This is a genomic window from Phycisphaerae bacterium (assembly GCA_035275405.1).
In the GTDB taxonomy this organism is placed as follows: Bacteria; Planctomycetota; Phycisphaerae; order UBA1845; family UTPLA1; genus DATEMU01.
Window position 1 is genome coordinate 399,825 of the sequence record DATEMU010000012.1, and the last position, 22,893, is coordinate 422,717.

Annotated in this window: 20 protein-coding genes; 13 read left to right on the forward strand and 7 right to left on the reverse strand. The window is 62.1% G+C overall.

Translation table 11 applies throughout. The features are described from left to right. Window positions 1-91: 91 nt before the first annotated feature. From VJZ71_14495 to VJZ71_14505, 3 genes are read right to left on the reverse strand one after another with little or no spacing between them, the layout of a single operon-like run. Window positions 92-1,768: an alkaline phosphatase family protein gene (locus VJZ71_14495; GenBank protein ID HKQ49277.1), complete on the reverse strand. Its 1,677-nt coding sequence runs from the start codon at window positions 1,766-1,768 to the stop codon at window positions 92-94. After that, window positions 1,765-4,338 (reverse strand): FtsX-like permease family protein, encoded by a 2,574-nt coding sequence (locus VJZ71_14500; protein HKQ49278.1) that lies wholly within the window; start codon window positions 4,336-4,338, stop codon window positions 1,765-1,767. Before VJZ71_14500 ends, VJZ71_14495 begins: the two co-directional genes overlap by 4 nt. Continuing rightward, complete coding sequence (locus VJZ71_14505; GenBank protein HKQ49279.1) at window positions 4,335-5,072, reverse strand: ABC transporter ATP-binding protein; 738 nt, start codon at window positions 5,070-5,072, stop codon at window positions 4,335-4,337. The genes VJZ71_14500 and VJZ71_14505 overlap by 4 nt, the downstream gene beginning before the upstream one ends. 100 nt (window positions 5,073-5,172) lie before the next feature. Between VJZ71_14505 and aroF the strand changes: the two genes are divergently transcribed. The 12 genes from aroF (at window position 5,173) to VJZ71_14565 (ending at window position 18,539) form a co-directional block, all read left to right on the forward strand. Then, window positions 5,173-6,189, forward strand: coding sequence for a 3-deoxy-7-phosphoheptulonate synthase (gene aroF / locus VJZ71_14510; protein HKQ49280.1), 1,017 nt, complete (start codon window positions 5,173-5,175; stop codon window positions 6,187-6,189). A 548-nt stretch (window positions 6,190-6,737) separates the two neighbouring features. Then, a complete protein-coding gene (locus VJZ71_14515) occupies window positions 6,738-7,604 on the forward strand; it encodes a prepilin-type N-terminal cleavage/methylation domain-containing protein (protein HKQ49281.1) in 867 nt (288 codons plus the stop codon). 91 nt (window positions 7,605-7,695) lie between these two features. After that, entirely contained in the window at window positions 7,696-8,079 is a 384-nt protein-coding gene (locus VJZ71_14520) for a hypothetical protein (protein ID HKQ49282.1), read from the forward strand. Between the two features lie 180 nt (window positions 8,080-8,259). Next, window positions 8,260-11,187 (forward strand): carbohydrate binding domain-containing protein, encoded by a 2,928-nt coding sequence (locus VJZ71_14525; GenBank protein ID HKQ49283.1) that lies wholly within the window; start codon window positions 8,260-8,262, stop codon window positions 11,185-11,187. Between the two features lie 165 nt (window positions 11,188-11,352). Next, on the forward strand, window positions 11,353-12,264 hold the full coding sequence (locus tag VJZ71_14530; GenBank protein HKQ49284.1) for an SPFH domain-containing protein: 912 nt from the start codon (window positions 11,353-11,355) through the stop codon (window positions 12,262-12,264). A gap of 43 nt (window positions 12,265-12,307) precedes the next feature. Continuing rightward, window positions 12,308-12,502, forward strand: coding sequence for an Arc family DNA-binding protein (locus VJZ71_14535; GenBank protein ID HKQ49285.1), 195 nt, complete (start codon window positions 12,308-12,310; stop codon window positions 12,500-12,502). A gap of 170 nt (window positions 12,503-12,672) precedes the next feature. Further along, window positions 12,673-13,860: a PEP-CTERM sorting domain-containing protein gene (locus tag VJZ71_14540; protein HKQ49286.1), complete on the forward strand. Its 1,188-nt coding sequence runs from the start codon at window positions 12,673-12,675 to the stop codon at window positions 13,858-13,860. Between the two features lie 66 nt (window positions 13,861-13,926). Further along, entirely contained in the window at window positions 13,927-14,061 is a 135-nt protein-coding gene (locus VJZ71_14545; protein ID HKQ49287.1) for a hypothetical protein, read from the forward strand. 125 nt (window positions 14,062-14,186) lie between these two features. Further along, complete coding sequence (gene lat, locus VJZ71_14550) at window positions 14,187-15,551, forward strand: L-lysine 6-transaminase (GenBank protein HKQ49288.1); 1,365 nt, start codon at window positions 14,187-14,189, stop codon at window positions 15,549-15,551. Between the two features lie 56 nt (window positions 15,552-15,607). Further along, window positions 15,608-15,979 (forward strand): hypothetical protein, encoded by a 372-nt coding sequence (locus VJZ71_14555; GenBank protein ID HKQ49289.1) that lies wholly within the window; start codon window positions 15,608-15,610, stop codon window positions 15,977-15,979. 54 nt (window positions 15,980-16,033) lie between these two features. Next, window positions 16,034-16,909, forward strand: a complete 876-nt coding sequence (locus tag VJZ71_14560; protein HKQ49290.1) for a YceI family protein — start codon at window positions 16,034-16,036, stop codon at window positions 16,907-16,909. A 106-nt stretch (window positions 16,910-17,015) separates the two neighbouring features. Continuing rightward, window positions 17,016-18,539, forward strand: a complete 1,524-nt coding sequence (locus VJZ71_14565) for an aldehyde dehydrogenase family protein (protein ID HKQ49291.1) — start codon at window positions 17,016-17,018, stop codon at window positions 18,537-18,539. A gap of 207 nt (window positions 18,540-18,746) precedes the next feature. On the opposite strand, the gene VJZ71_14570 is transcribed toward VJZ71_14565, so the two are convergent. Next, window positions 18,747-18,980, reverse strand: a complete 234-nt coding sequence (locus VJZ71_14570; protein ID HKQ49292.1) for a hypothetical protein — start codon at window positions 18,978-18,980, stop codon at window positions 18,747-18,749. Between the two features lie 94 nt (window positions 18,981-19,074). Here VJZ71_14570 and VJZ71_14575 point away from each other — a divergent pair, with 94 nt between their 5' ends. Continuing rightward, the gene (locus VJZ71_14575; protein HKQ49293.1) at window positions 19,075-20,496 is read left to right on the forward strand and encodes a PQQ-binding-like beta-propeller repeat protein; all 1,422 of its coding nucleotides are present in this window, start codon (window positions 19,075-19,077) and stop codon (window positions 20,494-20,496) included. Between the two features lie 7 nt (window positions 20,497-20,503). Here the strand turns inward: VJZ71_14575 and VJZ71_14580 are convergent, their stop codons facing one another. From VJZ71_14580 to VJZ71_14590, 3 genes are all read right to left on the reverse strand, one after another. Further along, window positions 20,504-20,743 carry a zf-HC2 domain-containing protein gene (locus VJZ71_14580; protein ID HKQ49294.1) on the reverse strand — a complete coding sequence of 80 codons (240 nt, stop codon included), beginning with the start codon at window positions 20,741-20,743 and terminating at the stop codon, window positions 20,504-20,506. Beyond that, on the reverse strand, window positions 20,740-21,372 hold the full coding sequence (locus tag VJZ71_14585; GenBank protein ID HKQ49295.1) for a sigma-70 family RNA polymerase sigma factor: 633 nt from the start codon (window positions 21,370-21,372) through the stop codon (window positions 20,740-20,742). Before VJZ71_14585 ends, VJZ71_14580 begins: the two co-directional genes overlap by 4 nt. Window positions 21,373-21,460: 88 nt before the next feature. Next, window positions 21,461-22,882: a hypothetical protein gene (locus VJZ71_14590; protein HKQ49296.1), complete on the reverse strand. Its 1,422-nt coding sequence runs from the start codon at window positions 22,880-22,882 to the stop codon at window positions 21,461-21,463. Between the last annotated feature and the right edge of the window lie 11 nt (window positions 22,883-22,893).

Consider the following 22,893-nt stretch of genomic DNA (forward strand, 5'->3'; position numbering starts at 1 on the left):
GAAGCTAACACTAGATCTTTAGCGCGGAAACGTAACACCAGAATGAAAAACGCTTAACGCGCAGGCCGCTTCAGTTTGCGCGGAAGCATACCTATCGAATCGCGGATGGGTCCCAGCGGGAAGGCGCGGCCTGACGGAGCTTGTCGGCGATGCTTTCACCGTCCAGGGAATATGTGGCGATCCGATCGCCTTCCCCGAGCAGATCCAGCACAGTGGGGGTCAGGTCGACGAGTCGCGCATTTGGAATCGACGATCCTTTTGGCAATCCGGGACCGGCGAAATACATCGGGATTAGCATGTCTTCCGGAAGGCAGGAACCGTGTTCGCCCCGATCGTGACCTTCAAAGGCCCAATCCCGCGCCGAGAAGACCACGAATTCTCCTGTGCGTGGTGAGTCAAAGGCTTCGACAATTTGAGGAATAAAATCCGGATAATTCGTAGAAGCTAAGGCGGCAAGCCATTCACGGGACGTATGCCAACCGGCGGCGGCGAAGGCGGAGAGAGTTGCGTTGTCCGAAATTTGAAGTGGATCGTTCGGCTCGTTCGGCCAAGGGACAATCCGGTACATCGGCTTTTTCTCTTCCATTTTGCGCTCAATAAGGGCTGCGCCGCGGCGCGAAAAGACGTGAACCGTGCCTGGCGCGGGCGAAGTACAGACGAGTTCCACGCCGGGCAGCTTCCAAAGCGGGGAAGCGTCCTGTTCGGCGCCGCCGGACACGCACCGCGAAACCTCTTCCGCACTGACCGGTCGGCTCCAACCCCTCGATCCCTTCAAATGTACATAGATTCGACGGAAAGAGCCGTCGATGACGATGGCGTCGTAATTCTCAAAATGGTCGAATGCCGTGATGTAGTCCCGGGCGAAATACTCGCCCCGATGGACGTGCAGCCGGCGCTCCTTTCGCAGCCAGCCGACCAGATCCACTGATTTCGTGGCATGGACATCTGGGTGGGAGTGATCGGAAACCAGGATGAGCGTCGTTCGTTCGAGAAGATGCTCGCGTGCCAACGCGTCGGTGACGCGCTGGATTTGACGGTCAATATTCTCCACGGCCGAGGCGTAGGCGGACGAGTCCGAGCCGCTGAGATGGCCGATTTCGTCGATGCCGGGGAAGTAAAAAGTCAGCAGGCTGGGCCAGCGGCCGGCGCGGTTGACATAGTCCCCTATTTCCTCGAGGGAACCGGCGGAGAGTTGATCGATGCTCTGAAACAGTCCGACCGCCCAAGCCAGCCCGGTAGGAACTTCGTTAGTCTCGGCAATGTTCGCGCCGCGGTGCGTATGGCATTGGATGCTGATCGTGAAATGGTCGTTGAGCATTTCGTAAATCGTGGGATCGCGGAAGTCGTGATTGACGGTCTGGTAATGCGAGGGGCGGATGTAGTCCGTGGATGCGAGCGTGCGGCGGTCGAACCATTGGTTGCCGACGATTCCGTGATGTCCGGGAAAACGGCCGGTAAGGAGGCTGACGGTATTGGGATAGGTCATCGCAGGAATGCTGGTCACGGCGTGCTGCACCCCTACGCCGCCGTCGACGAAGAGCCGCTGGATCGTGGGGAGCCGGCCCTGAGCGAGAAACTGATTCAGGTGGCCTCGATCCAGACCGTCCACGAAAAAGAGCACGACGGATTTTTCCGGCCGCTCGACGGTGGGTTCCAGTTGCAGACGGAGGGGATGGCGACCGCACCCCGTCAGGAGGACGAGGACGCCCGCGAGCCTGAGAAATGCTCTACTCGTGCGGTTGGAAGGTTGATCGTTGAGCGTCTTCATTCGTAGCCAATGGCCTGGATGATATCGAGGCGGCGGGCGGCGCGGAGTGGGAGCATTGCCGCGCCGAGGGCGATGAGCAGGGCGGCCAAGCCCGCGTAACCCATTGCATCATAAGGAATGACCACCGGAATATCGTGGCCCGAGGCCTTGATGGTCATGGGCACGACCAGAAACCTTGCGGTGGTCAGGCCGATGACGCCGCCGGCCAAAGCGCCGAGCGCGCCGAGCAAGGCCGCCTCGATGGCTAGGAGTTGCTGGATCTGCCGGGCAGACGCGCCGATGGCGCGGAGCAGACCGATCTGGCGCGATTGCGTAAGCAGCGAGACGAGGAGGGTATTGGCGACCCCGACGCCGCCGACGATGACGGAAAGTACCAGTTGCATATTGGCCAGGGCAAACCACTCGCGGGTGAAACGCCGGGCGAAGTCCATGAGGTCATCGAGGCGGTAGAGGTACAGGCCGTATCGACCGCTGAGCCGCTCGGTCAGCTTCGCCTGGTAGCGCGCGATATCGTCCCCCGTGGGGAGGCCGATGCCGGCAGAGGGGCGAACGCGAATATCGAGGTAGGAAAGGGAGGTGTCGTTCCAGAGCGAGTGATAGACCGCCCGTTCCATGAAAACGCTTCCCCGGAACCAAGTGTAATCCGTCTGGATGCTGTGGATCGCGAAGGACCGAGGACCTTGTGGCGTGTCGAGGGACACTTGATCACCCGGGCGGAGACCATGAATACGCGCGAGATTGGCGGAGACCTCGACTTGGCCGGCCTGCAGCGCGGCGGCGCGGGCGAGGTCGGCGGCCGGATTGGCGGAGCGGCCTCGATCGATGCGGCCCTTTTGAACGGCGGCGGTGTCGTAGGTGATGAGCATGATGTCGTCGCCGCGGAAGGGCACGAGGCGCGAGCGAACCCCGTAGGCTTCGGCGCACTCGGGGTCCCGGCGGATTTCATCGAGAAGGTGCGCAGGAAAGCTGCTGGAGGGGTAGGCCGTGGAGGCCATGTCGTTGGTCTGAAGCGTCATGTCGAAGACGAGCACGTCGTCCATCCAGCGCGAAATTTCCCGGTCCAGGCCGCCGATGATCGAGGCCATGGCGATGATGAGGCTGAGGCTGCCGCCGAGGGCGATGGTGGTGAGGGAGGTTCGTGACGGGTTCAGGATGATGTTGTGCAGCGCGAGAAACGCCGGCACGTTGGAGAATCGACGAGCCAGTCGGCGGATGGGCGGGCTGAACCAGATCAGCAGTTGCGGTCCGGCCAGTGCGATGCCGAAGAGGCCCGCCATGAGCCCGGCGACGGTCGGCTTCCAGTCTGTGCGCGGATGGCGGACGACGACGGCGCAGAAGACCAGCAGGGCAATGCCGATGACGAGCCAGAGTCCAGTGCGCTGGCGCAGCTGCGATTCGACTTCGCCGGGCCTCATGGCGGCGGTCGGCGGGAGCATCGCGGCGGCGCGGGCGGGGGCGTAGGCGCCGAGGATGGCGGCGAGCATGCCGACGATGGGGGCGAGGATCCACGCGTCCAACGGAACGACCAGTTGTGGGGCGGCCAAATCGAGCATGATCGTGAGGGTCCGGGCCGTCTGCTCCAGGGCATAAGAGGCGATCGCGCGGCCTCCGACCGTGCCGAGAACTGAGGCGACGAGTCCAATCAGGGCGGCTTCGCCCGTGACCACGGCGAGGATTTCACCTCGCGTCGCGCCGAGGGCGCGGAGCGTGCCGATTTCCTTGGCACGCTGAACAACGGATAGTGACATCGTGTTGTAGACGATGAAGAGGCCGATGACGGAGGCGAGGAGGCTGAAGCAGACGAGGATGGTTTGGAACTGGCTGGTGATGTAGTCGAAGGTGGGGTTATGCCCGCGGATCGGTTCAACCGACGCGGTGTCGCCCAGCGATTGAGTCAGTGCGTGGAGTCGCTCGGGGGAGTCGAGGGTGAGTTCGATGCGATCAAATCGGCCGGGGCGGCCGAGGAAACGCTGGGCAGCGCCGACTTCCATGAAGATGATGTTGCCGTCCATGGCGAGGGCGGCGCCGTCGGAGAGGAGGATGCCGGCGATGGCGAATTCGCGCGTATCGGCGGGGCCGGTCAGTGAGATCTTTTCACCGAGCCGATAGCTGAAGCGATCGGCCAGGCGGCGGGGGATGACCACGGCATCGGGGTTGAGCAGCAGCGTGGGCAAGTCCAGTTGAACGCTCTGTTCGAGTTGATAACCGCGAAGTTTGGCCTCGCGCAGCGGGCTGATGCCGAACAGCATGACTGTCTGTCGTTCCTGCGCAAGGACCGCGGCGGCTTGCACAACCGGCGCGGCAGTCACGCCGGGGAGATTTTCGATCGCGGCGAGGACGGCTTCATCGACGCCGGCGGGTGCGACGACGCGATACTGCGCTTTACCGGCGAGCGCTTCAAGATTGCCGTGAAATGCATGAACGATGCTCTCTTGCGTGATCCGCATCGAGACAAAGAGCATGACTGCCACGGAAATGGAAAACAGGCTGAGGAGATACCGCAGCGGATGCCGACGCACATGCTGCGGCATGGTCGCGAGGAGTTGCTGCAGCACGGAAGCCAGTGTCACGGAGACTCGACCTCCGCCAGCGACGCCGAAGCGCTTGCCTCGACGCGGCCGTCGCGAATGCGAATCACCCGATCCGCCAATGCAGCGACCTGGGCGTCGTGCGTGACAAGCACGGTGGTTCGTCGCGTGTCGTGGGCGGTCTGGCGGATCATGTTCATGATTTCCGAACTGGTGGCGGAGTCGAGATTACCTGTCGGCTCGTCTGCCAGCAGAAGCGCCGGATCGGTGATCAGCGCCCGGGCGATCGCAACGCGCTGCATCTCTCCGCCGGACAATTCGTCGGGATAGGCGCTGGCCCGGTCGGCGAGCCCGATGCGTTCAATCAACGCATCGACCATTGGGCGGACGGCCCCGAAGCGCCGGCCGTCGAGAAGCAGGGGGATGGCGATGTTGCGATCCAGCGGAAGGTTCGGGAGCAGATTGAAGAACTGAAAGACCAGGCCAATGCGATAGCGGCGCAATTCGGTACGCTGTTCTTCAGACAGGACCGTGGTATCACGGCCTTCGATGAAGACCCGGCCGGTCGTCGGCAGGTCGAGCGCCGCGGCCAGGTGAAGAAAGGTGCTCTTTCCCGAACCGCTGGGACCGACGACGGCGACGAATTCGCCGCGCTGAATATCCAGGGAGAGGCCATCCAGGGCCCGCGTCGGCCTCCCGCGCCGCTCATACACCTTGGCAACATTCTCAAAACGGAGCATATCGGGGAGTGAAAAGTCAAAGGGTTGAAAAGTCAAAAACAGAAGTTCCGTCGCGGGGACGCCCGGCCGGCGCGCAGGGGCGCGCCCTTAACTTCATACGGCGGCTGAGCGATAATGATCGGCGCGAGGCAATATTATGATCGTTGTCATGAAGTCCGGTTGCACACCGCAGGACGTTCAACACGTCGTCCAGCTTTTGCGCGAACGGGGGTTGAAGGACCACGTGATCGTCGGAACCGATCGCACCGTTGTAGCGGCGATCGGCGACAAACGGCAGATCGACATGAGCGCGATCGAAAACGCTCCGATGGTCGATCGGCTGGTGCCGATCCTGTCGCCGTACAAAGTGGCGAGCAAGGAGGTTAAGGGCGAGCCTTCGGTGATTTCGATCGGCCAGGGCGCGACGATCGGGGGGAAGAAGCTCTGCGTGATCGCCGGACCGTGCAGCGTGGAAGATGAAATACAGATCATGGCGTCGGCGCACGCCGTGAAGGCGGCAGGCGCGGTGGGTCTGCGCGGCGGGGCCTTTAAGCCGCGGACAAATCCATACGAGTTTCAGGGACTGGGCGAAGAGGGCCTCAAGCTGCTGCGCAAGGCCGGCGAAGAAACGGGCCTGGCTGTCGTGACCGAAGTGATGAGCATCGATCAGGTAGAGTTGGTGGCCGAGTACGCCGACGTGCTCCAGATCGGGACGCGAAACATGCACAATTTCAATCTGCTCGTCGCCGCGGGACGCACGAAAAAGCCGGTCATGCTAAAGCGCGGCTGGAGTGCGACGCTGAACGAATTCCTTCTGGCCGCCGAGTACGTCATGAATGAAGGCAACACGAGCGTCATCCTCTGCGAGCGCGGGATTCGCACCCACGAGACCTATGTTCGCAACACGCTGGCGCTGGGGATCATCCCGGCGATAAAGCGCGAGTCACACCTGCCGATCGTGATTGATCCCTCGCAAGGGACGGGCCACGCCTACATGGTTCCGGCCATGAGCCGCGCGGCAATCGCGGCCGGGGCGGATGGCCTCCTCATCGAAGTTCATCCCGATCCCGAGCACGCGCTCACCGATGGCGCGCAGTCCATCACGCCCCAGGTCTTCGCCGACCTCATGAAGCAGATCGCGGCGATCGCTCCGGCCATTGAGCGGACCGTCTAGACGCTGACGCGTGGGAGATTCGCGTGGCGCCTACGTCGCGTCAGTAGCGGTCCGACTCGGTCTGATTCTTGGTAGCCCGAGCAGGAGGTCGTCAAGCCCGACGTGGTTTGGATTGGCTGACCAGTCTGGTCTAGCGATCGACCTGACCCACGAAGTGTGTGCGGTAGGTATCGCAACTATATTGCCTTTAGATAGTTATGTGATACAGCGTGCCGCCTTGGATTCGGCTGGGGCCGAAGGAGCCGCGCCGCCAGCAGCGAAGAACTTCCGCCAAGGCTTGGATTAGGCTCTTTTCAGACATGTCAGGAGTAGCTATAATAAGGCTCAGAAGGCAAGCCTCTTGGGAATAAATTCCCGCCACCGCGCGTTTGTTCTTGCGGGTGATCGGGACGGTGGGCTTGTGTCCAGATCGATCGGCTCGGCGCGTGTTGCCGCGAAAGATCGGCAGCGGCATCGGATCTTGTCGGCTTGGATTTCAGGCAAGCGGACTCAAGTTGGAGATCACGCCCTTTTTTGCCACGGATTGGCAGGTACAAGGAGTTGTTATCATGTTATCCCGCAATCGCAAGTCGACGGGTTTCACGCTAATCGAGCTGTTGGTGGTGATATCCATCATCGCGGTGTTGATCAGCATACTTCTCCCCGCGCTCTCCAGCGCATTACTGCAAGCCCGCAAAATCCGCGACCAGGCGAACCTCAAGTCGATGGGTACGCTTGCTCAGACCTATGCCAGCGAGGACCCTAAAGGCATCATCGGTCCGGTCCACCCCGAGTACAACAACTTCTGGTACGAGGGCTACGCCGAATACGGCGGCGGGGCGGGGACCATGAACTTCGTCAATTGGGGCGAGGAATTCGATCCACGTACGCGACCGTTCAATCGACTGATTTACGGCCCGCGGGGCATTGTGGCCAACACGGCGCCGGGGGATCGCGGCGTGTTTCAGGAGTTTCAGTGCCCTGGGAATGAACTGGGCTGGCAGGAATGGCCGGGATTCGGGACCGATCCTCGCGAGACGGAATCGTCTTATTATAAGGCCAATGGCACCGCCTATCGCATGAACAACGTCACATTTGACGACGGAAATGTCTTAGGGACTTACGGCCGGTCGGTGACCCAGATCCCGGACGCATCTGTCACCATCGGATTCATGGAGTCGAGAGTCTTTCAGACGCTCTGGACGAACGAAGTCTGGGGTATCGTCGAACCCGGAGAGTTGACCGGCTATCACGGAAAGCTCGGCTTTTTCAACATCGTCTACACGGACGGGCACGCCGATTTCAAGGATTTTGGAAACGGCACCTATTACCAGCACATCATCTGGGAAAACCACTCCGAGTGGAACGAGTACGATATGCGCGGAAGCTGGGGACGATTCGATTGTCTCCCGAACCCGCCCATCGGAGAACTCTAAGCGTGACGACGGGTATCGCCCGTGCGGAGTGTTCGTTCAGAAACAAAAAAGTAGGGCGGGCGACTTTTTACGTCCGCAGGGACGCAATTAGATGAGCAAGAAGAACATTATTGCTGGCGTGGTGCTCGTCGTCGGCTTGGCCGTCAGCATCTATCTCTGGAGCACGGTCGGAATGGGCGAGGATCCAGGCGACCAAACCGTTGCACAGAAGATGATGGATTTCACCTGCCCGGCATGCAAACAGACCTTTCAATTAAGCGTGGCCGACGCCGGAGCGATGCGTCGGGCCAACAACGGGGAAATCGTCTGTCCGGGTTGCGGGGCAACCGGCGCGCAGAAGGAAGATCTTGAAGTCGTACTCGGTGGCGGTGGCTTCAAGGACGATTCGGAAGAAAAGCCTGCCGAAGAAGCCGTGGCCGCCGAGCCTGCCAAGCCCAAGCCGGCTCAGGGCGGTCGGAAGAAAATTAACGAATAAGAACCGCTACTCAATGGAATTGGCTTGACCTTGAACGGGACCCGCAGTGGTCCCGTTTTTTTTCGTATCGAAAGCCGTCCGAGACTCCCGGATTTTGGGCCCCCAAACCCCTATGAACTAATCCGCTCACTTGGTAAAATGTTTTAGCACGCTCGTAACTGGGTACTGAAAAGTGCCACAATGACCAATAGCGCATTAGCACGTCGTCGGTGGATCATCGCCCTCAGCGGCGTGATCTGCAATTCAATGTGCCGCGTTTCGGATGCCGAGCCCCTCCGCTTCGGCTTCCTATGGCACATGCACCAGCCGGTTTATTACCCCTACGAGTCCATCACGCAGACGCAGGCCAACGGGCGGTACACCTTCAACGTCATCGACATCCACAACCAGCGGTTTGGGCCGTACTCGACGTGGCCGCGCGACGCCGTCCAAGCCGGCGCCGGTTTGCCTCACCTCGGCGCATCGGTGAGCTTCAGCGGCTCGCTCATCGAGAATCTCAACGCCCTGGCCGCGGCAGGCGTCAACGGCGGGATGTGGACGAACTGGTTCAACGGCTATCGCCAGGGCATTGCGCTGGCGACCACGCTGGGCAACCCGCGGCTGGATTTGGTCGCGTTCGGCTATCACCACCCGCTCCTTTCTCTGCTCGACGTGCAGGACATGCGGATGCAGATCAAGCTGCACAAGCACGTGTATGGACAGGCGTGGGCGGGGGGACCGGCGTACAGTGCAGGCATGTTCCCTCCGGAGACGGCGTTCTCCACGCGGATCATCCCGGCGCTCGTCGCCGAGGGTGTCGAGTGGGTGCTCGTCGACAACATCCATTTCGATCGGGCGTGCGCCGGATACCCGCACACCAACGCGTCATGTATTTACGCGCCGAACGCGGCGGATCAGATCAACCCGGATCCGGCGACGACCGGTGGGGCGTGGGTGCAGCTCAACAACCTCTGGGCGCCCAGCCAGGTCAGCGCGCCGTTCGGCTATCAGCCGCATCTCGCGGAGTATGTCGATCCCTCGACGGGAGAGATCGCGCAGATCATTGCCGTGCCGGCGGCGCGCTACGAGGGCAACGAGGACGGCCGCGGCGGCTACGGGGCGTTTCTCTACGATCAGGTGATGGATGCGTATCTCGCGTACAACAACGACCCGGCCCACCCGATGTTTGTCGTGCTGCACCACGATGGTGACAACTACGGCGGCGGGACGGACGCATATTATCACAGCAATTTTCAGAACATGATCTCGTGGGTGACCAGCGATCCGGACTACGAGGCCACAACGGTGCAGGACTATCTCGATCGCTTCCCGGTCGCGGCGGGCGACGTGATCCACATTGAAAACGGCGCCTGGGCAGGGGCGGATTGCGGCGACCCGGAGTTCAAAAAGTGGCTGGGCGATCCGAACGGGAGCGGCTGGAGCCCGGATCGCAACAGTTGGGCCGTTTTGACCGCGGCGAAGAACCGCGTGTTCATGGCGGAGGCGATCGCGCCGGCGGTGAGCATGCAAAACGTCATGACCGGCGGCGGGACGAATACGGAGAAGGCCTGGCACTATCTGCTTTGCTCCGAAGCGAGCGACTATTGGTACTGGGATAGCAGCGGCGAACCGTGGGACAGCAACGTGACGCGCGGATGCAATCAGGCTGTGTCTTTTGCGGATTCGGTGATCGCCGGGCAGACGGACACGACGCCGCCGACGGTCTTCGTTCCGCAGCGCGAGCCCTACAACCCCGGCGGTATCGAATGGGGTCCGTCGGTGGAGCCTTCGGATTTCGAGGTATGGACCTACGCCGACGACGTGAGCGGTTTGACGAGTGTTACGTTGAAATGGCGAGTCGATGGCGACGGCCTCAATCCGATCGCCTCGATTCAGAACGAAACCTATGCGGGCGGGCCGGAGGTCGGGGTGTGGAATAGCGCGGCCATGAGCGTGACACCGCCGCCGACGGTGCCGGCGAATATTCTTGCCGCCACGTATCGAGCGTCGCGTTACGCGGCGATGATCACGGGGCAGCAGGACGTGCTGATCGATTATTACGTCGAGACGCTGGACGGCGCGGGGAACCTGGCGCGGACCGACATTCAGCATGTTTATGTCGGAACGACGGCGACCGGCGGCGGCGACGTGGTCGAGGTCGCCCCCGATCCGCCACTGGCGGGGCAGAATGTCACGGTGCGTTACGACCCCGCGGGACGGCCGCTCGCCGGGGCCGGGACGGTCAAGATGCATTATGGGTTCAATACCTGGAACCCCGTCATCTCACCGGATCCGACCATGACATGGAATGCGGGGATTTCGCGCTGGGAGATGACCGTTGCCGTGCTGGGCAGTGCGACGCAGCTCGATGTGGTCTTCAACAACGGCGCGGGGACCTGGGACAACAATGGCGGGCAGGATTGGCACTTTGCCGTGCAGGGCGGCGCGCCGGAACTCGGGTGGACGATGGACGGGCAGCGCGATGCCGACGCCAGTCTCGTCGCACAGAACGGCGCGATGTCGCTTTACGCCGGCGTGCGCGGCACGAAGTTGTATGTCGCCGCGCCGGATGCGGGCGAGGGCAACGATCATTTCATCCTCGTCGCGGCCGTGCCGGGCGCACTGCGGGCGGCGCCGTGGGCCAAGGCTGGTCAGGTCGCGGATTGGAGCGCGTTCCTGGCGGACGAGAACAACAACGACTACGAAGGCTGGTTCGATCAGGGCGCGGGTGTGCCGGTGCAAGCCATGACCGGGGCGAACGGAGGCTATCTCGAAGGGACGATCGATCTGGCGGCCGAGTTGGGCGCGATGCCGGATCAGGTGTACCTCGCATTCTTGCCATATACGAACAACGACGGCGGTACGCTCGTGTCGGGGAGCCAGGTACCGGCCTCGATCAACGCCAATGGAACCGTCGAGGCCGGTGAGTACGTCTTGTTTCAGACGTACTTGCGCGGCGACCTCAACGCCGACTGGAGCGTCGATCTGCTTGACGTGTCGGGCTTCGTTGAGGTCTTGCTGGGCAACGACATTGATACGGCACATTTCCGGGCGGCGGACATGGACGGCGGGGGAGAAGCTAACGGCGCGGACATCGCGGCGTTCGCGGCGACTATCATGGCCCCGTAGGGGCCCCGAAGGGCCTGCCAGCGGTCGCAACTTATTCTCTTAACTTGTTATATATTAAATATTTACTGAATATGCGTTAGGTCGTCGTTGCAGTTGCGTATATCTTTATGATATCATTGTGCTAGACAGGCTGGGGGCTGTCTCACTAGAAAGGAAGGTTGGGTCATGGCATCGGAATTTGAGCGCGTCCCACGGAATGGTTGGGCTTTACTGGTCGTGATGCTCGTCCTTTCCATCGGCGTGATCGCCGGACAGATCTGGTCGATCTACGACTGCGTCCAGCAAGTCAAGCAGCATACGCTGACGTCGGGGTTCTGGCTGGGAATGCACATCACCGGCTGGGCGCTGGCGATTCTGATCGTCTTCATCCTATGGTTCGGATTCTTCACGCTCGAGCCGAATACCGCCGCCGTACTTCTGCTCTTCGGCGAGTACAAAGGCACGGCCCACCGGCAGGGGTTTCACTGGGCCAACCCCTTCTACCACCGGATCAAGGTCTCGCTGCGGGCGCGGAACCTGAACAGCGAAAAGCTCAAGGTCAACGACCAGCGCGGCAATCCGATCGAGATCGCGGCGGTCGTCGTGTGGCGGGTGAAGGATACAGCGCGGGCCGTGTTCGACGTGGATGACTACACGCATTACGTCTCCATCCAGAGCGAGTCGGCAGTGCGGCACCTGGCCAGCAGCTATCCCTACGACAGCCACCAGGAAGAGCTGTCGCTGCGCGGGAGCATGGACGAGGTCTCGCGGGCCCTGCAGGCAGAATTGGAAGAGCGCTTGTCCAAGGCCGGCGTGATCGTCGATGAGGCGCGGCTGGCCCACCTGGCCTACGCCCCGGAGATTGCGGGAGCGATGCTGCGGCGGCAGCAGGCCGAGGCGATCGTCGCCGCGCGGACGCGAATCGTCGAAGGCGCGTGCGGCATGGTGCAGATGGCCCTGGCGCACATCGAGAAGGACAAGATCGCCGACCTCGATCCCGAGCGCAAGGCGGCGATGATCAGCAACCTGCTGGTGGTGCTCTGCAGCGAGCAGGCGGCCCAGCCGGTCGTGAACGCGGGGACGCTGTATACGGGTTGATGATCCCACGGGCAGAGACGCCCGTGCCACTGGGGCGTTTTTCATGGCGGACAAGAAGGCCATCCTGCTGCGAATCCCGCAGGACTTGTGGGATCAGTTGAACCGCTGGGCGCGGGCGGACCTGCGGAGCCTTAATGCGCAGATTGAGTTCTTGCTGCGCGATGCTGTGAGGAAGAGATCTGGCCGACCGCCGGAGAACGCAAACGCACCAAAGGAGAGCGGCTCCGAGGCGCCCTAGAACTTTGTCGGAGTGCATAAGTCAAGACTGGGACAACCTTTGCTGTTGTCGCCGTCTTGATCATCCTCGATTGGCAGGACCTTTGGCACGCGAATTGCTGAGAGGATTCGCAACCAGACATGGCGCGGGGAGTTCATCACTCGCGCTCTGCCCTCGTCGGAGGAAAAACGATGTCCACGACAATACACCAACTCAGTATTGATGCCGGGTCGCGTTTTGTCTCAAAGAAGGGGCTAACGCTTTATTTGTTCGAGCCGCAGCGAATGGAAGGGTTATCCACATTCCTGTTTGCCGCGATGACGCTCGCCATAGGCGTACCGTCGTCCATAGCGAGCGCTGATGTGTGGTCTGTGAGCAATCTCCACCCTGCCATCGCAACATTTTCCGAGGCCTACAGTGCGAGCGATGGCATGCAGGTGGGTCAAGCATCTATAGGAGGCCAGTACCACGCCAGCTTGTGGAGCGGCAGCGCCGACTCATGGGTTGACCTCGACCCCGCAGGATCAACGGAGTCGTATGCCAATGGAGTGAGCGGAAGTCAGCAGGTGGGCTATGCCTTGGTGGGCGGACATTATCGCGCTAGTTTGTGGAGCGGGTCCGCCATTTCATGGGTGGATCTTTCCCCTTCCGGGTCGACGGATTCTTCAGCCAACGGAATATTCGGCGGCCACCAAGTCGGAGAAGTCTTGGTGGGCAATCAGTATCACGCTAGCCTTTGGAACGGCACGGCCGCTTCTTGGGTTGATCTCAACCCTGTAGGGTCGGTAGATTCACGTGCCATCGGCGTGGGCGACGGCCAGCAGGTGGGCTACGCCTCCGTGGGCGGCCAGTTTCGTGCCAGTCTGTGGAGCGGTTCCGCTGATTCGTGGGTAGACCTTTCTCCAGTGGGGTCAAACGAGTCCTACGCTTATGGTGTGAGCAGCGGACAACAGGTAGGTCGAGTGGTCGTGGGTGGACAATATCGCGCAGGCCTTTGGAGCAACTCTGCCGCGTCGTGGGTGGACCTCAACCCCGCCGGCTCGCTCTGGTCGATCGCCTTTGGTGTGTGGGGCAAGCAGCAAGTAGGCGAAGCTGCAGTGGGTGGCTATGGTCGCGCCAGTCTATGGAGTGGGAGTGCCGCGTCGTGGTTTGACCTAGGCGCATTGCTTCCTGCAGACTTCACCATTTCAAGTGCTCGAGGCATCTGGAGCGATGCCAATTTCACCTACGTGGTTGGGTACGGCTTCAACACGGTGAGCGGCCGTAATGAAGCTTTGCTGTGGACGCAGGCGATCCCCGAGCCGGGCGCGGTGGCGTTGTTTGGGTTGGGGTACTTGCTCGTCGCGATGAGGCGGCGGAGGGCCCGTCGGTTTGTTTGACCGTCGCCGACGCCATTTCTATGATGAAGCATCTGTAGGCAATTTGCCGATCGAATGGATACCGCCATGGCCGAGATGCCCCATTTACTTCTGAGCTTCATCGAAAGCACCGGCTTTCGGCGCTGGTGGTCGCATGGGCCAGTGTGCCACAAGGGCTCCATCGGCGCATCCGATTTCATGTCCACCGTCTTCAACGAATGACCGATTAGATTCCTGTGAACTTCGTCCTGCACGGGTGCTTCAGGCGTCCGCGCGGGCCGCTCGTTGGAATCTCCGAAATCGTGTCAATCCTGTGCATCTTGTCCAAATGCTCCTGAGGTCTTCCCATGAAGACGGATACGCTTACTCGAAGAAATGAATCAACGCCGATGCCGACGGTCGCGCCGGGCGAGGTCGTGCCGGAACTAAAAAAACACATCCTGGTGGATGGGTTCGAACTGGTCGTCGATGTCGCAAACAGCCAAGGCAGTTACTTTCGTGACGCGGCGACCGGACGGACGCTGATCGATCTGTACAGCTTCTATGCCTCGATGCCGCTGGGTTTCAATCATCCCTATTTCGAGCACCCGGAGGTCCGCGAGGACCTCTTGGACGCCGCGCTGGTGAAGGTCGCCAACTCCGACGTGTACACGCCGCAGTTCGCGCGATTCGTGCAGACCTTCGAGCGCGTGGTCGGCGTGCCGGGGCTGGACCGGTACTTTTTCATCGAAGGCGGGGCGTTGGCGGTGGAGAACGCCCTCAAGGCCGCGATGGACTGGAAGGTCCAGAAGAACATGGCCGCCGGTCGTGGGGAGATCGGCACCGAAATCCTGCACTTCCGCAAGGCCTTCCACGGTCGCAGCGGCTACACGATGTCGCTTACCAACACGGACCCGACCAAGACGAAGTGGTATGCGAAGTTCGACTGGCCGCGGGTGACGAATCCGCACCTCGACTTTTCGATGGCCGAGCCGGCGCGGACAGCGAAAGTCGTGGCCGATGAGAAGGCCGCCGAGGCGGAGATTCTCGCGGCGATCAAGGTTCGACCGCACCGGATCTGCGCGATCATCCTCGAGCCGATTCAGTGCGAGGGCGGGGACAATCACTTCCGCCGGGAATGGTTCCAAACTCTGCGGCGGCTGTGCAACGAGAACGACATGCTGCTGATCTTCGATGAGGTGCAGACAGGGATGTGCATGAGCGGCCGGACGTGGTGCTGGCAGCATTACGACGTCATGCCCGACCTCATGGCCTTCGGCAAGAAAGCCCAGGTCTGCGGGATCATGGCCGGCAAACGGCTGGACGAAGTGCCGACCAACGTCTTCCGCGTCTCCAGCCGGATCAACTCGACATGGGGCGGAAACCTGACGGACATGGTCCGCTCGACGCATTACCTGAACATCATCGAGCGGGAGAATCTGGCGGAGAACGCCAGGGTCATCGGCGAAAAGTTCCTCGCACAGCTTCAGAACCTCGCGGCGGAGGAGCCGATCATCTCGGCGGTCCGCGGTCGCGGGCTCCTGATGGCGTTTGACCTGCCGGATACCGAGACGCGCAATCGATTTTGGAAGGGCTGCTTCGAGGCGGGGCTGCTCGTGCTGCGCTGCGGCGAGCGATCGGTGCGCCTGCGGCCGGCCCTCGATGTAAAGGCGAACATCGTTGGCGAGTCGATCGCGGTGATGCGCGACGTGCTGCGGCGGATGCGGGCCTAGCGGCCGGCCGCCGTGCCGGCCGTAGAGCGCGGCGCACGGTGGGAACGGGCTCATTCATGAAGGTGATGTGGTCGCTGTACTTCGGCTTGTTGCTCGCGATGATCGCGACGTCGTTGGTGACCGGCCGGCGGGCGACGGTCTTGACCGGGGAGCCGCATTATCTCTTGACGCGGACGAGCATCCTTGTGGAACGACACGTCGCACCCAAGAATGCCACCGATGCGGCGCTGGACGCGGTCTTTGAGGAGGCCGGGGAATCGACGGACATGACCGTCGAGGAGCCGATGTTCGTCTTGGGCCTGGCCGATGCGACAGGACCGGTGGTCCTGGGGGGCGGGCTCGTTGTCCTGGTACTTGGGTGGCGGCAGCGGCGTCGGCGGCGACGACCGGGGGGTGGCGCTGGCGGGGGCGCGGGCCCGGAACTATGATGCGCGAAACGGCGAGGACGATCGGGGGATCTAACGCCTCCGCGGGATCGGCCCATGCGGGTTCGGCCTGACGATCGAAACCTCGCGCGACCGGTCGAGCCAATGGAGGTTCATCCCATGAAATGCCAGATTCGCTTGTTTTGTCTGACGGCCGCGGTTCTATCCGGGATTGCCTTCTTGGCACCGGACGCACTCTTCGCCGGCCCGGCGGGACCTGGTCGGAGAAAGGCCCCCAAGCCAGCGTCGCCGGCGGCAACGCCATCCACAACGGGCTTCGAGGTCGGCCCGGACGAGATGGCGAATTATCAGGTCGACCCGAAGTCGTCCATCAACGAGGTGGTGTTCACCTCGACGGCGCCGAAGGAAACGATCAAGGGCAAGACGACGAAGGCGACGGGGCACCTGGACCTGAATCCACGTAAGCTCGACTCGGTCGCCGGAAGCTTCGCGGTTGCGTGGGCCGATGTCGATACCGGGAACAAGACGCGCAACGAACACATGATGGATGCCCCGTGGGTCAACGCGAAGTCGCACCCCAAGATCGAATTCACCGTCACGTCGCTGGAGCTGTCGAAAACGAAGCCGAAGCCGGGCAAGGAAGGCCAGGCCCTGAAGGGCAAGTTGATCGGCACGATGTCGATAAACGGCAAGGACAAGGAGATGAAGATCCCGGTCACGCTGGCGTATGTCCCGGCCGGCAAGGACAAGGACGGAAAGGACGTGACCGAGGGCATCGGCGTGAAGGCGCGGTTCTCGATCGCCCTGGCGGATTTCGACATCAAGGGCAAGGGCGTTGGCCAGGCCGTGGCCAAGTCGCAGAAGGTCAAGGTGTCGCTGTTTCTGGCCAAGTCGGACGGGAAATCGGAAGACAAACCGAGCGGGGACGAAAAGAAGGACGAGAAAAAGGACGGGGAAACAAAAGAGAGCTGATCCTCCCGCCTGCAGGGGCGATTAGGATTGAATGATTCACGTGGCGGGCGAGTCGGCCCGCCACTTTCATATGAACGGTGGGGTGAGTTCGCTACGGGATGAAGTTATGCATGAAGTATTGAAGAGACTGGGGCTGGAGCAGGTGAACGCCGGGGCCTTCTGCGGCAAATGGATGGGCTCGGACGTGAAACTCGATTCGATCTCGCCGATCGATGGAAAGGTCATTGCATCGGTCGCGCAGGCTACGCCGGGCGAATACGAACAGGTGGTGCAGGCCGCGGCGAAGGCGTTTGAATCGTGGCGGCTCGTGCCCGCCCCGCAGCGCGGCGAAGTGATCCGTCAGCTCGGCAATGCCCTCCGCGCGGCCAAGCGCGACCTCGGTGAACTCGTCACGCTGGAGATGGGCAAGATCCGCGCCGAGGGCGAAGGCGAAGTGCAGGAGATGATTGATATTTGCGACTTCGCCGTCGGGCTTTCGCGGCAACTTTACGGGCTGACGATGCACTCGGAGCGACCGGGGCACCGGATGTACGAGCAGTGGCATCCGCTGGGCGTCGTCGGCGTCATCAGCGCGTTCAACTTCCCCGTCGCTGTATGGTCGTGGAATTCGGCGCTCTCGGCGGTCTGCGGCAATGCGACGCTGTGGAAGCCGTCGAGCAAGACGCCGCTCACGGCGGTGGCGGTCACGATGATCGCCGAGCGCGTGTGCCGGGACAACAAGGTCGATCCGGCGATCTTCAGCCTGGTGATCGGCCGCGGGTCGACGGTCGGCGAGTTGCTGATCAATGATCGGCGCATTCCGCTCGTTTCGGCGACGGGTTCGTGCAGGATGGGCTATCGCATCGGCGAGGTGGTGGGCAAGCGGCTGGGCCGGACGATCCTGGAACTCGGAGGAAACAACGGCATCATCATCACCCCGGAGGCCGATCTCGACCTGGCGGTGCGGGCGATCGTCTTCGGCTCGGTCGGAACGGCCGGGCAGCGCTGTACGAGCACGCGGCGGATCATTGTCCACGAGTCCATCCGCAAGACGCTGACCGACCGGCTGGTGGCGGCGTACAAGCAGGTGAAGATCGGGAATCCCTTGAGCGAGGCAACGTTGATGGGCCCGCTGATCGACAAGGCCGCCGTCGAGGAGATGAAGAAGGCGCTGGCGCAGCTTCGGGCGGAGGGCGGGGAGATACTCTGCGGGGGCGAAACGCTCTCGGGTGACGGCTACGCCGGCGGTTGCTACGTCACGCCGGCCATCGCCCTGGCGAAGAACGAATACAAGATCGTCCAGGCAGAGACATTTGCGCCGATTCTCTATGTGATTGACTACAAGACGATGGACGAGGCGATCCGGCTGCATAACGGCGTGCCACAGGGGCTGTCGAGCGCGATCTTCACACGAAACCTGCTGGAGGCCGAGCGGTTCCTGTCCAGCGTCGGCAGCGATTGCGGCATCGCCAACGTGAACATCGGCACGAGCGGCGCGGAGATTGGCGGGGCCTTCGGCGGCGAGAAGGAGACCGGCGGCGGTCGCGAGAGCGGAAGCGACAGCTGGAAGGCGTACATGCGCCGGCAGACCAACACGATCAACTACACGAAGGAGTTGCCGCTGGCGCAGGGGATCAGGTTTGGGGAATGAAGCGCACTGGATAACCGTCGCGCGCGGTTTCGCTGAGCATTGCCCACAATGAAGTGTTTCGTTCACCCTGAGGCGGACGCCGTCGCCGTTTGCACGGTTTGCGGGAAGGCTTGCTGCTCGGCTTGCGCGGCCGATTTGGGGCGCGTCGTGTGCTGCAAGGGCCGGTGCGAAGTTGAGGCACGGAGGATGACGGACCTGCGCGATTTTTCATTCACTCAACCCAGTCTGGCCGAGAGCCGTATTAAATGGGCGGCCGGTGCCCAGGTCCGCGGCGCGTTGTTTAACCTTTTGATTGGCGCTGGGTTTATTGCCTTCAGCATCTTTGATCCGCGATTTCGGATGATCCTCTGGATGGGCGGACTCTTCGTTGCGTTCGGTCTCTTCAATTTGATTCGGTCGCGACTTCCAAAAGAATCGAAGCAGTTTCGCTTGTGCGCTCATTGCGGGTACAACATTACCGGGAATACGACCGGGAAGTGCCCGGAGTGCGGGAAGTTCTTCTAGTTTGCACGAATTATCAACACGGGGATGACCAATGATTCAATCGCGTACGGTGCTGATCGCGGCGTTGATGGCAATGGGACTGTTTGTGGAGGCGTTCGGGGAGGGCGCGCCGCGCGGGGCGGACAGGAATTGGCATGCCTGGCGGGGACCGCTGGCGACCGGGGAGGCCCCCAAGGCCGATCCGGCGGTCGAGTGGGGCGAGAAGAAGAACGTCCGTTGGAAAGTCGAGATTCCCGGTCGCGGACATGCCGCGCCGATCGTCTGGGGCGATCGCGTCTACATTCAGACGGCGGTGGAGACATCAAAGGAAGCGGAGGCGGCGGCGGATGTTGCCGGCGACGTGCCGGTCTTTGCGACGTTGCAGCCGGGCGGCAGTCCGCCGGAAGGTGAGCGGCGCCGCGGGGGCGGGCGAGGCGGGCGCGGGCGCAATCGGCCGCCGGCGCCGAAGAACTTGTACGACTTCAAGGTGCTGGCGCTGGATCGTAAGACCGGCAAGACTGTCTGGTCCAAGACGGTGCGTGAGGAAAAGCCGCACGAGGCGGGTCATTCGGACGCGTCGCAGGCGTCGAATTCGCCGGTCACGGACGGCGAGCATCTCTACGCGTACTTCGGATCGCGCGGGCTCTATGGCCTGACGTTGGATGGGAAGGTGGAGTGGGAGGTTGACCTGGGGGACATGCGGACGCGGAACGAGTTCGGCGAGGGCAGTTCGCCGGTACTGCATGGCGACACACTGATCATCAACTGGGATCACGAGGGAAACGATTTCATCGTCGCCTTCGACAAGAAGACCGGCAAGGAACGCTGGCGGGTGGAGCGCGACGAGCCGACGTCGTGGTCCACGCCGATCGTGGTGGAGGTGGAGGGCAAGCCGCAGGTGGTAGTGACGGCAACGAACCGCGTTGTCGCCTATGACGTGGAGACGGGAAAGGAGATCTGGTCGTGCGGCGGCATGACGGCCAACACGATCCCGTCGCCGATGGCGGCCGACGGTCTGCTCTACGCCATCAGCGGGTTCCGGGGCGCGGCGCTTCTGGCGATCGACTATGCGAAGGCCAAGGGCGACATTACGGAAACGCCGGCGATTGCGTGGACGTACGATCGCGATACGCCCTATGTTCCCTCCGCCACGCTTTACAACGGGCGGCTCTACTTCGTGGACAACAACCGGCCGCTCCTGTCATGCCTGGATGCGAAGACCGGCAAGCCGCACTACGAAAAGGAGCGGCTGGCGGGGATCGATGGCGTGTACGCCTCGCTGGTGGCGGCGAAGGGACGGATCTATGTGGTCGGTCGCGATGGGACGACGCTGGTGATCAAGGATGGACCAAAGTTCGAGGTGCTGGCGACGAACGAACTCGAGGACGGATTCGATGCGTCGCCGGCCATCGCGGGGGACGAGCTGTTCCTGCGGGGAACAAAGCACTTGTACTGTATTGCCGACACGGATTAATTGCGGCCTACGAGTCCATTTTGGACCGCGCAGCAAGGATTGCCTTGATCAACTCTTCCGGGGGATTCTCGTCGGCGTCGGAGCACGCGCATTTGCCGAGTTTGATTGTCTGCTCGTACGACTTGAGATAGGCGACGCATGGGGGGCACATCGCCAGATGGCGCTCGAATTCCGCGCGTTGGGCGGCGGGGAGTTCGCCGGAGAGGTAGTCACCAAGGAAGTCGATCAGCTCGCGGCAGGTGTTCATCTCGTGGTCCCCCGCATATACGGATCGAGAAGCGTGCGCAGCGCCTGGCGGGCGCGGTGCAGGCGCGTCTTGACCGCGTTGATGTTGATGCCTAATAGCCGGGCAGTTTCTTCGGTGTCCAGTTCCTCGATATCCCGTAGTACCAGGACCGTTCGATAGGTCTCCGGCAGCCGATCGATGGATTGGCGGACGACGTCGCGCGTTTCCCGCGAGGCGATGAGGTCCTCGGTCGATCGCTGCCAGGAGACGGCGGGTTCGGATTGGTGACCGTCGGCGAGGAACTTGGGGAGCTGGTCGTCGATGGATCGTTCAGGATTGCGGCGGCGCGCCCGCAGTTTCATGAGCGCGGCGTTGACGACGATCCGGTGCAGCCACGTGGAAAGGCGTGACTGACCGGCGAAGGAGCCGAGAGCCTTAAACGCAGAGAGGAAGGCCTCCTGTACGGCGTCGTCGGCGTCTTCGTCGTTGGCGAGGATACGGCGGGCGACGGCGCGCATGGGGCCGGTGTACTCGTGGACGAAGCGAGCGAAGGCGTCGTCGTCGTCGGCCTGAAGTCCCGCCAGAAGGGCTGACTCGTCCTGGCGCAAGGTGGAATCGTCAATCCCATCCATGAACATCAGAATACCCATGACTCGGATGCCATGGCAAGGTCCGTGCTTGCACAAGGACGGAGTACCGACGACGGCGATCAGCGGGATTCGCCCGATACGAATCGAATCAACCGCGGTCTTCGAGGAGCGTGAATAGCACATTGTCACTGAAAATCGGGTCCTTGGTCATACCGAGGTGGTTCGCTAAGAGGAAAGTAACCTGGGTCCAGCGGATCGGGGAGACGAGTCCGGCCGTCCAGGTCCGGCCGACGCGCTCGTCCATGAGGGCGCTGGTCCGCAGGACGGTTCCGTCGCCCTCCGCCCAAAGGGCGTCGCGGAGTTTTCCGGATTGCGTGTCGACAGATAGGGCGGCGAGAGTGGGTACGGCGTCTCCGGCGTATAGGAGAAGCGACAAGCCGGAAGGCGGCTTGGCGGGTGCGTCAAGCGCCGCGTGAAAGGCGGCAGCGCGGCGAAGGCACTTGGTCTGATGGTCGAGGGCGATGCTGCGGCGTGCGTCGGCGTCGGCGATTTCAGGGAGGAGATTCTCTAAGACGCGGGCTTGTTTGCGGGAGGCGAGGCCCCAACCCATTTTCTCCCAGAGGGCCGGGTCGAACATATCGTAGGTCTTGCTGGAATCGGCGGCGTCGACGAGTGCGCCATGGCGCGAGCGCGGGAGCAATTGATAAACCGAGGGCATCGTGCCGAGGACGGCGGGTTCATAGGTCGGGAGCGTCGGGCCGAAGTGCGCGCCGTCGACGAGTTCCTTGAGGGCCTCGGCGGAGCCGGCGTTGGGGGTGCCGATGATGATGGCGCGACGGACGTACTTCGCGCCAGCCCAGGTAATGAGTGGCGCCGCGCCGTCGGCAGGCAAGTCAGCGTTGCCATATTGAAGGAAGTAGCGGGCGATGAGCCCGCCCATGGAGTGGGCGACGATGTCGAATTTTACTTCGCGGGGCTTGCGACCGTAGCGGCGATTGAGGGCTTCTTCGACGTAGCCGCGGCGCTCACGGATGAAATCGTGCAGGCGGCGGGCGTTCTCGACGTTGTCGCGCCGCCAGTCGTAGTCGAACTGGAAGCAGGTGTAGTGATCCTGACCGTAGTCGATGGCGCCGGCCTTGCCGAGCAATTCATCGCGATAGCCGCCTACGCCGAGGGTGGCGAGGATGTTGACGTAGGCGTTGAGTTCCAGAGGAAGACCGAGGAGGTTGAGCCGGACTCGGTCGAGGACGCCGTTCGGGACCACGTCGTCGCGCAGGTTCGAAAGGTCGTAATCTTTTTGCATCGGGAGGGCGAAGAGGCGAGCGCCGTCGGGAGTGCGCGGGTCGGCGTAACCGCCGGCGAACGCGCCCCAGACGATTCGGTCGGTACCGCCCTGGGTGAGTTTGGAGCCGAGGATGCCGGGGATGACGATGACGGGATGGCGTTCCTCGTCGTGTTCGCGGGCGGCGCGGCGGTAGAGTTCACCGAGGTCGGGCGATTGGATGGGGGCCGCGCAGCCGCTTAAGGAACTAATCAAGACGATGATCGAAAAGACGCGGCGCAGCGGCATGATCGAGGACT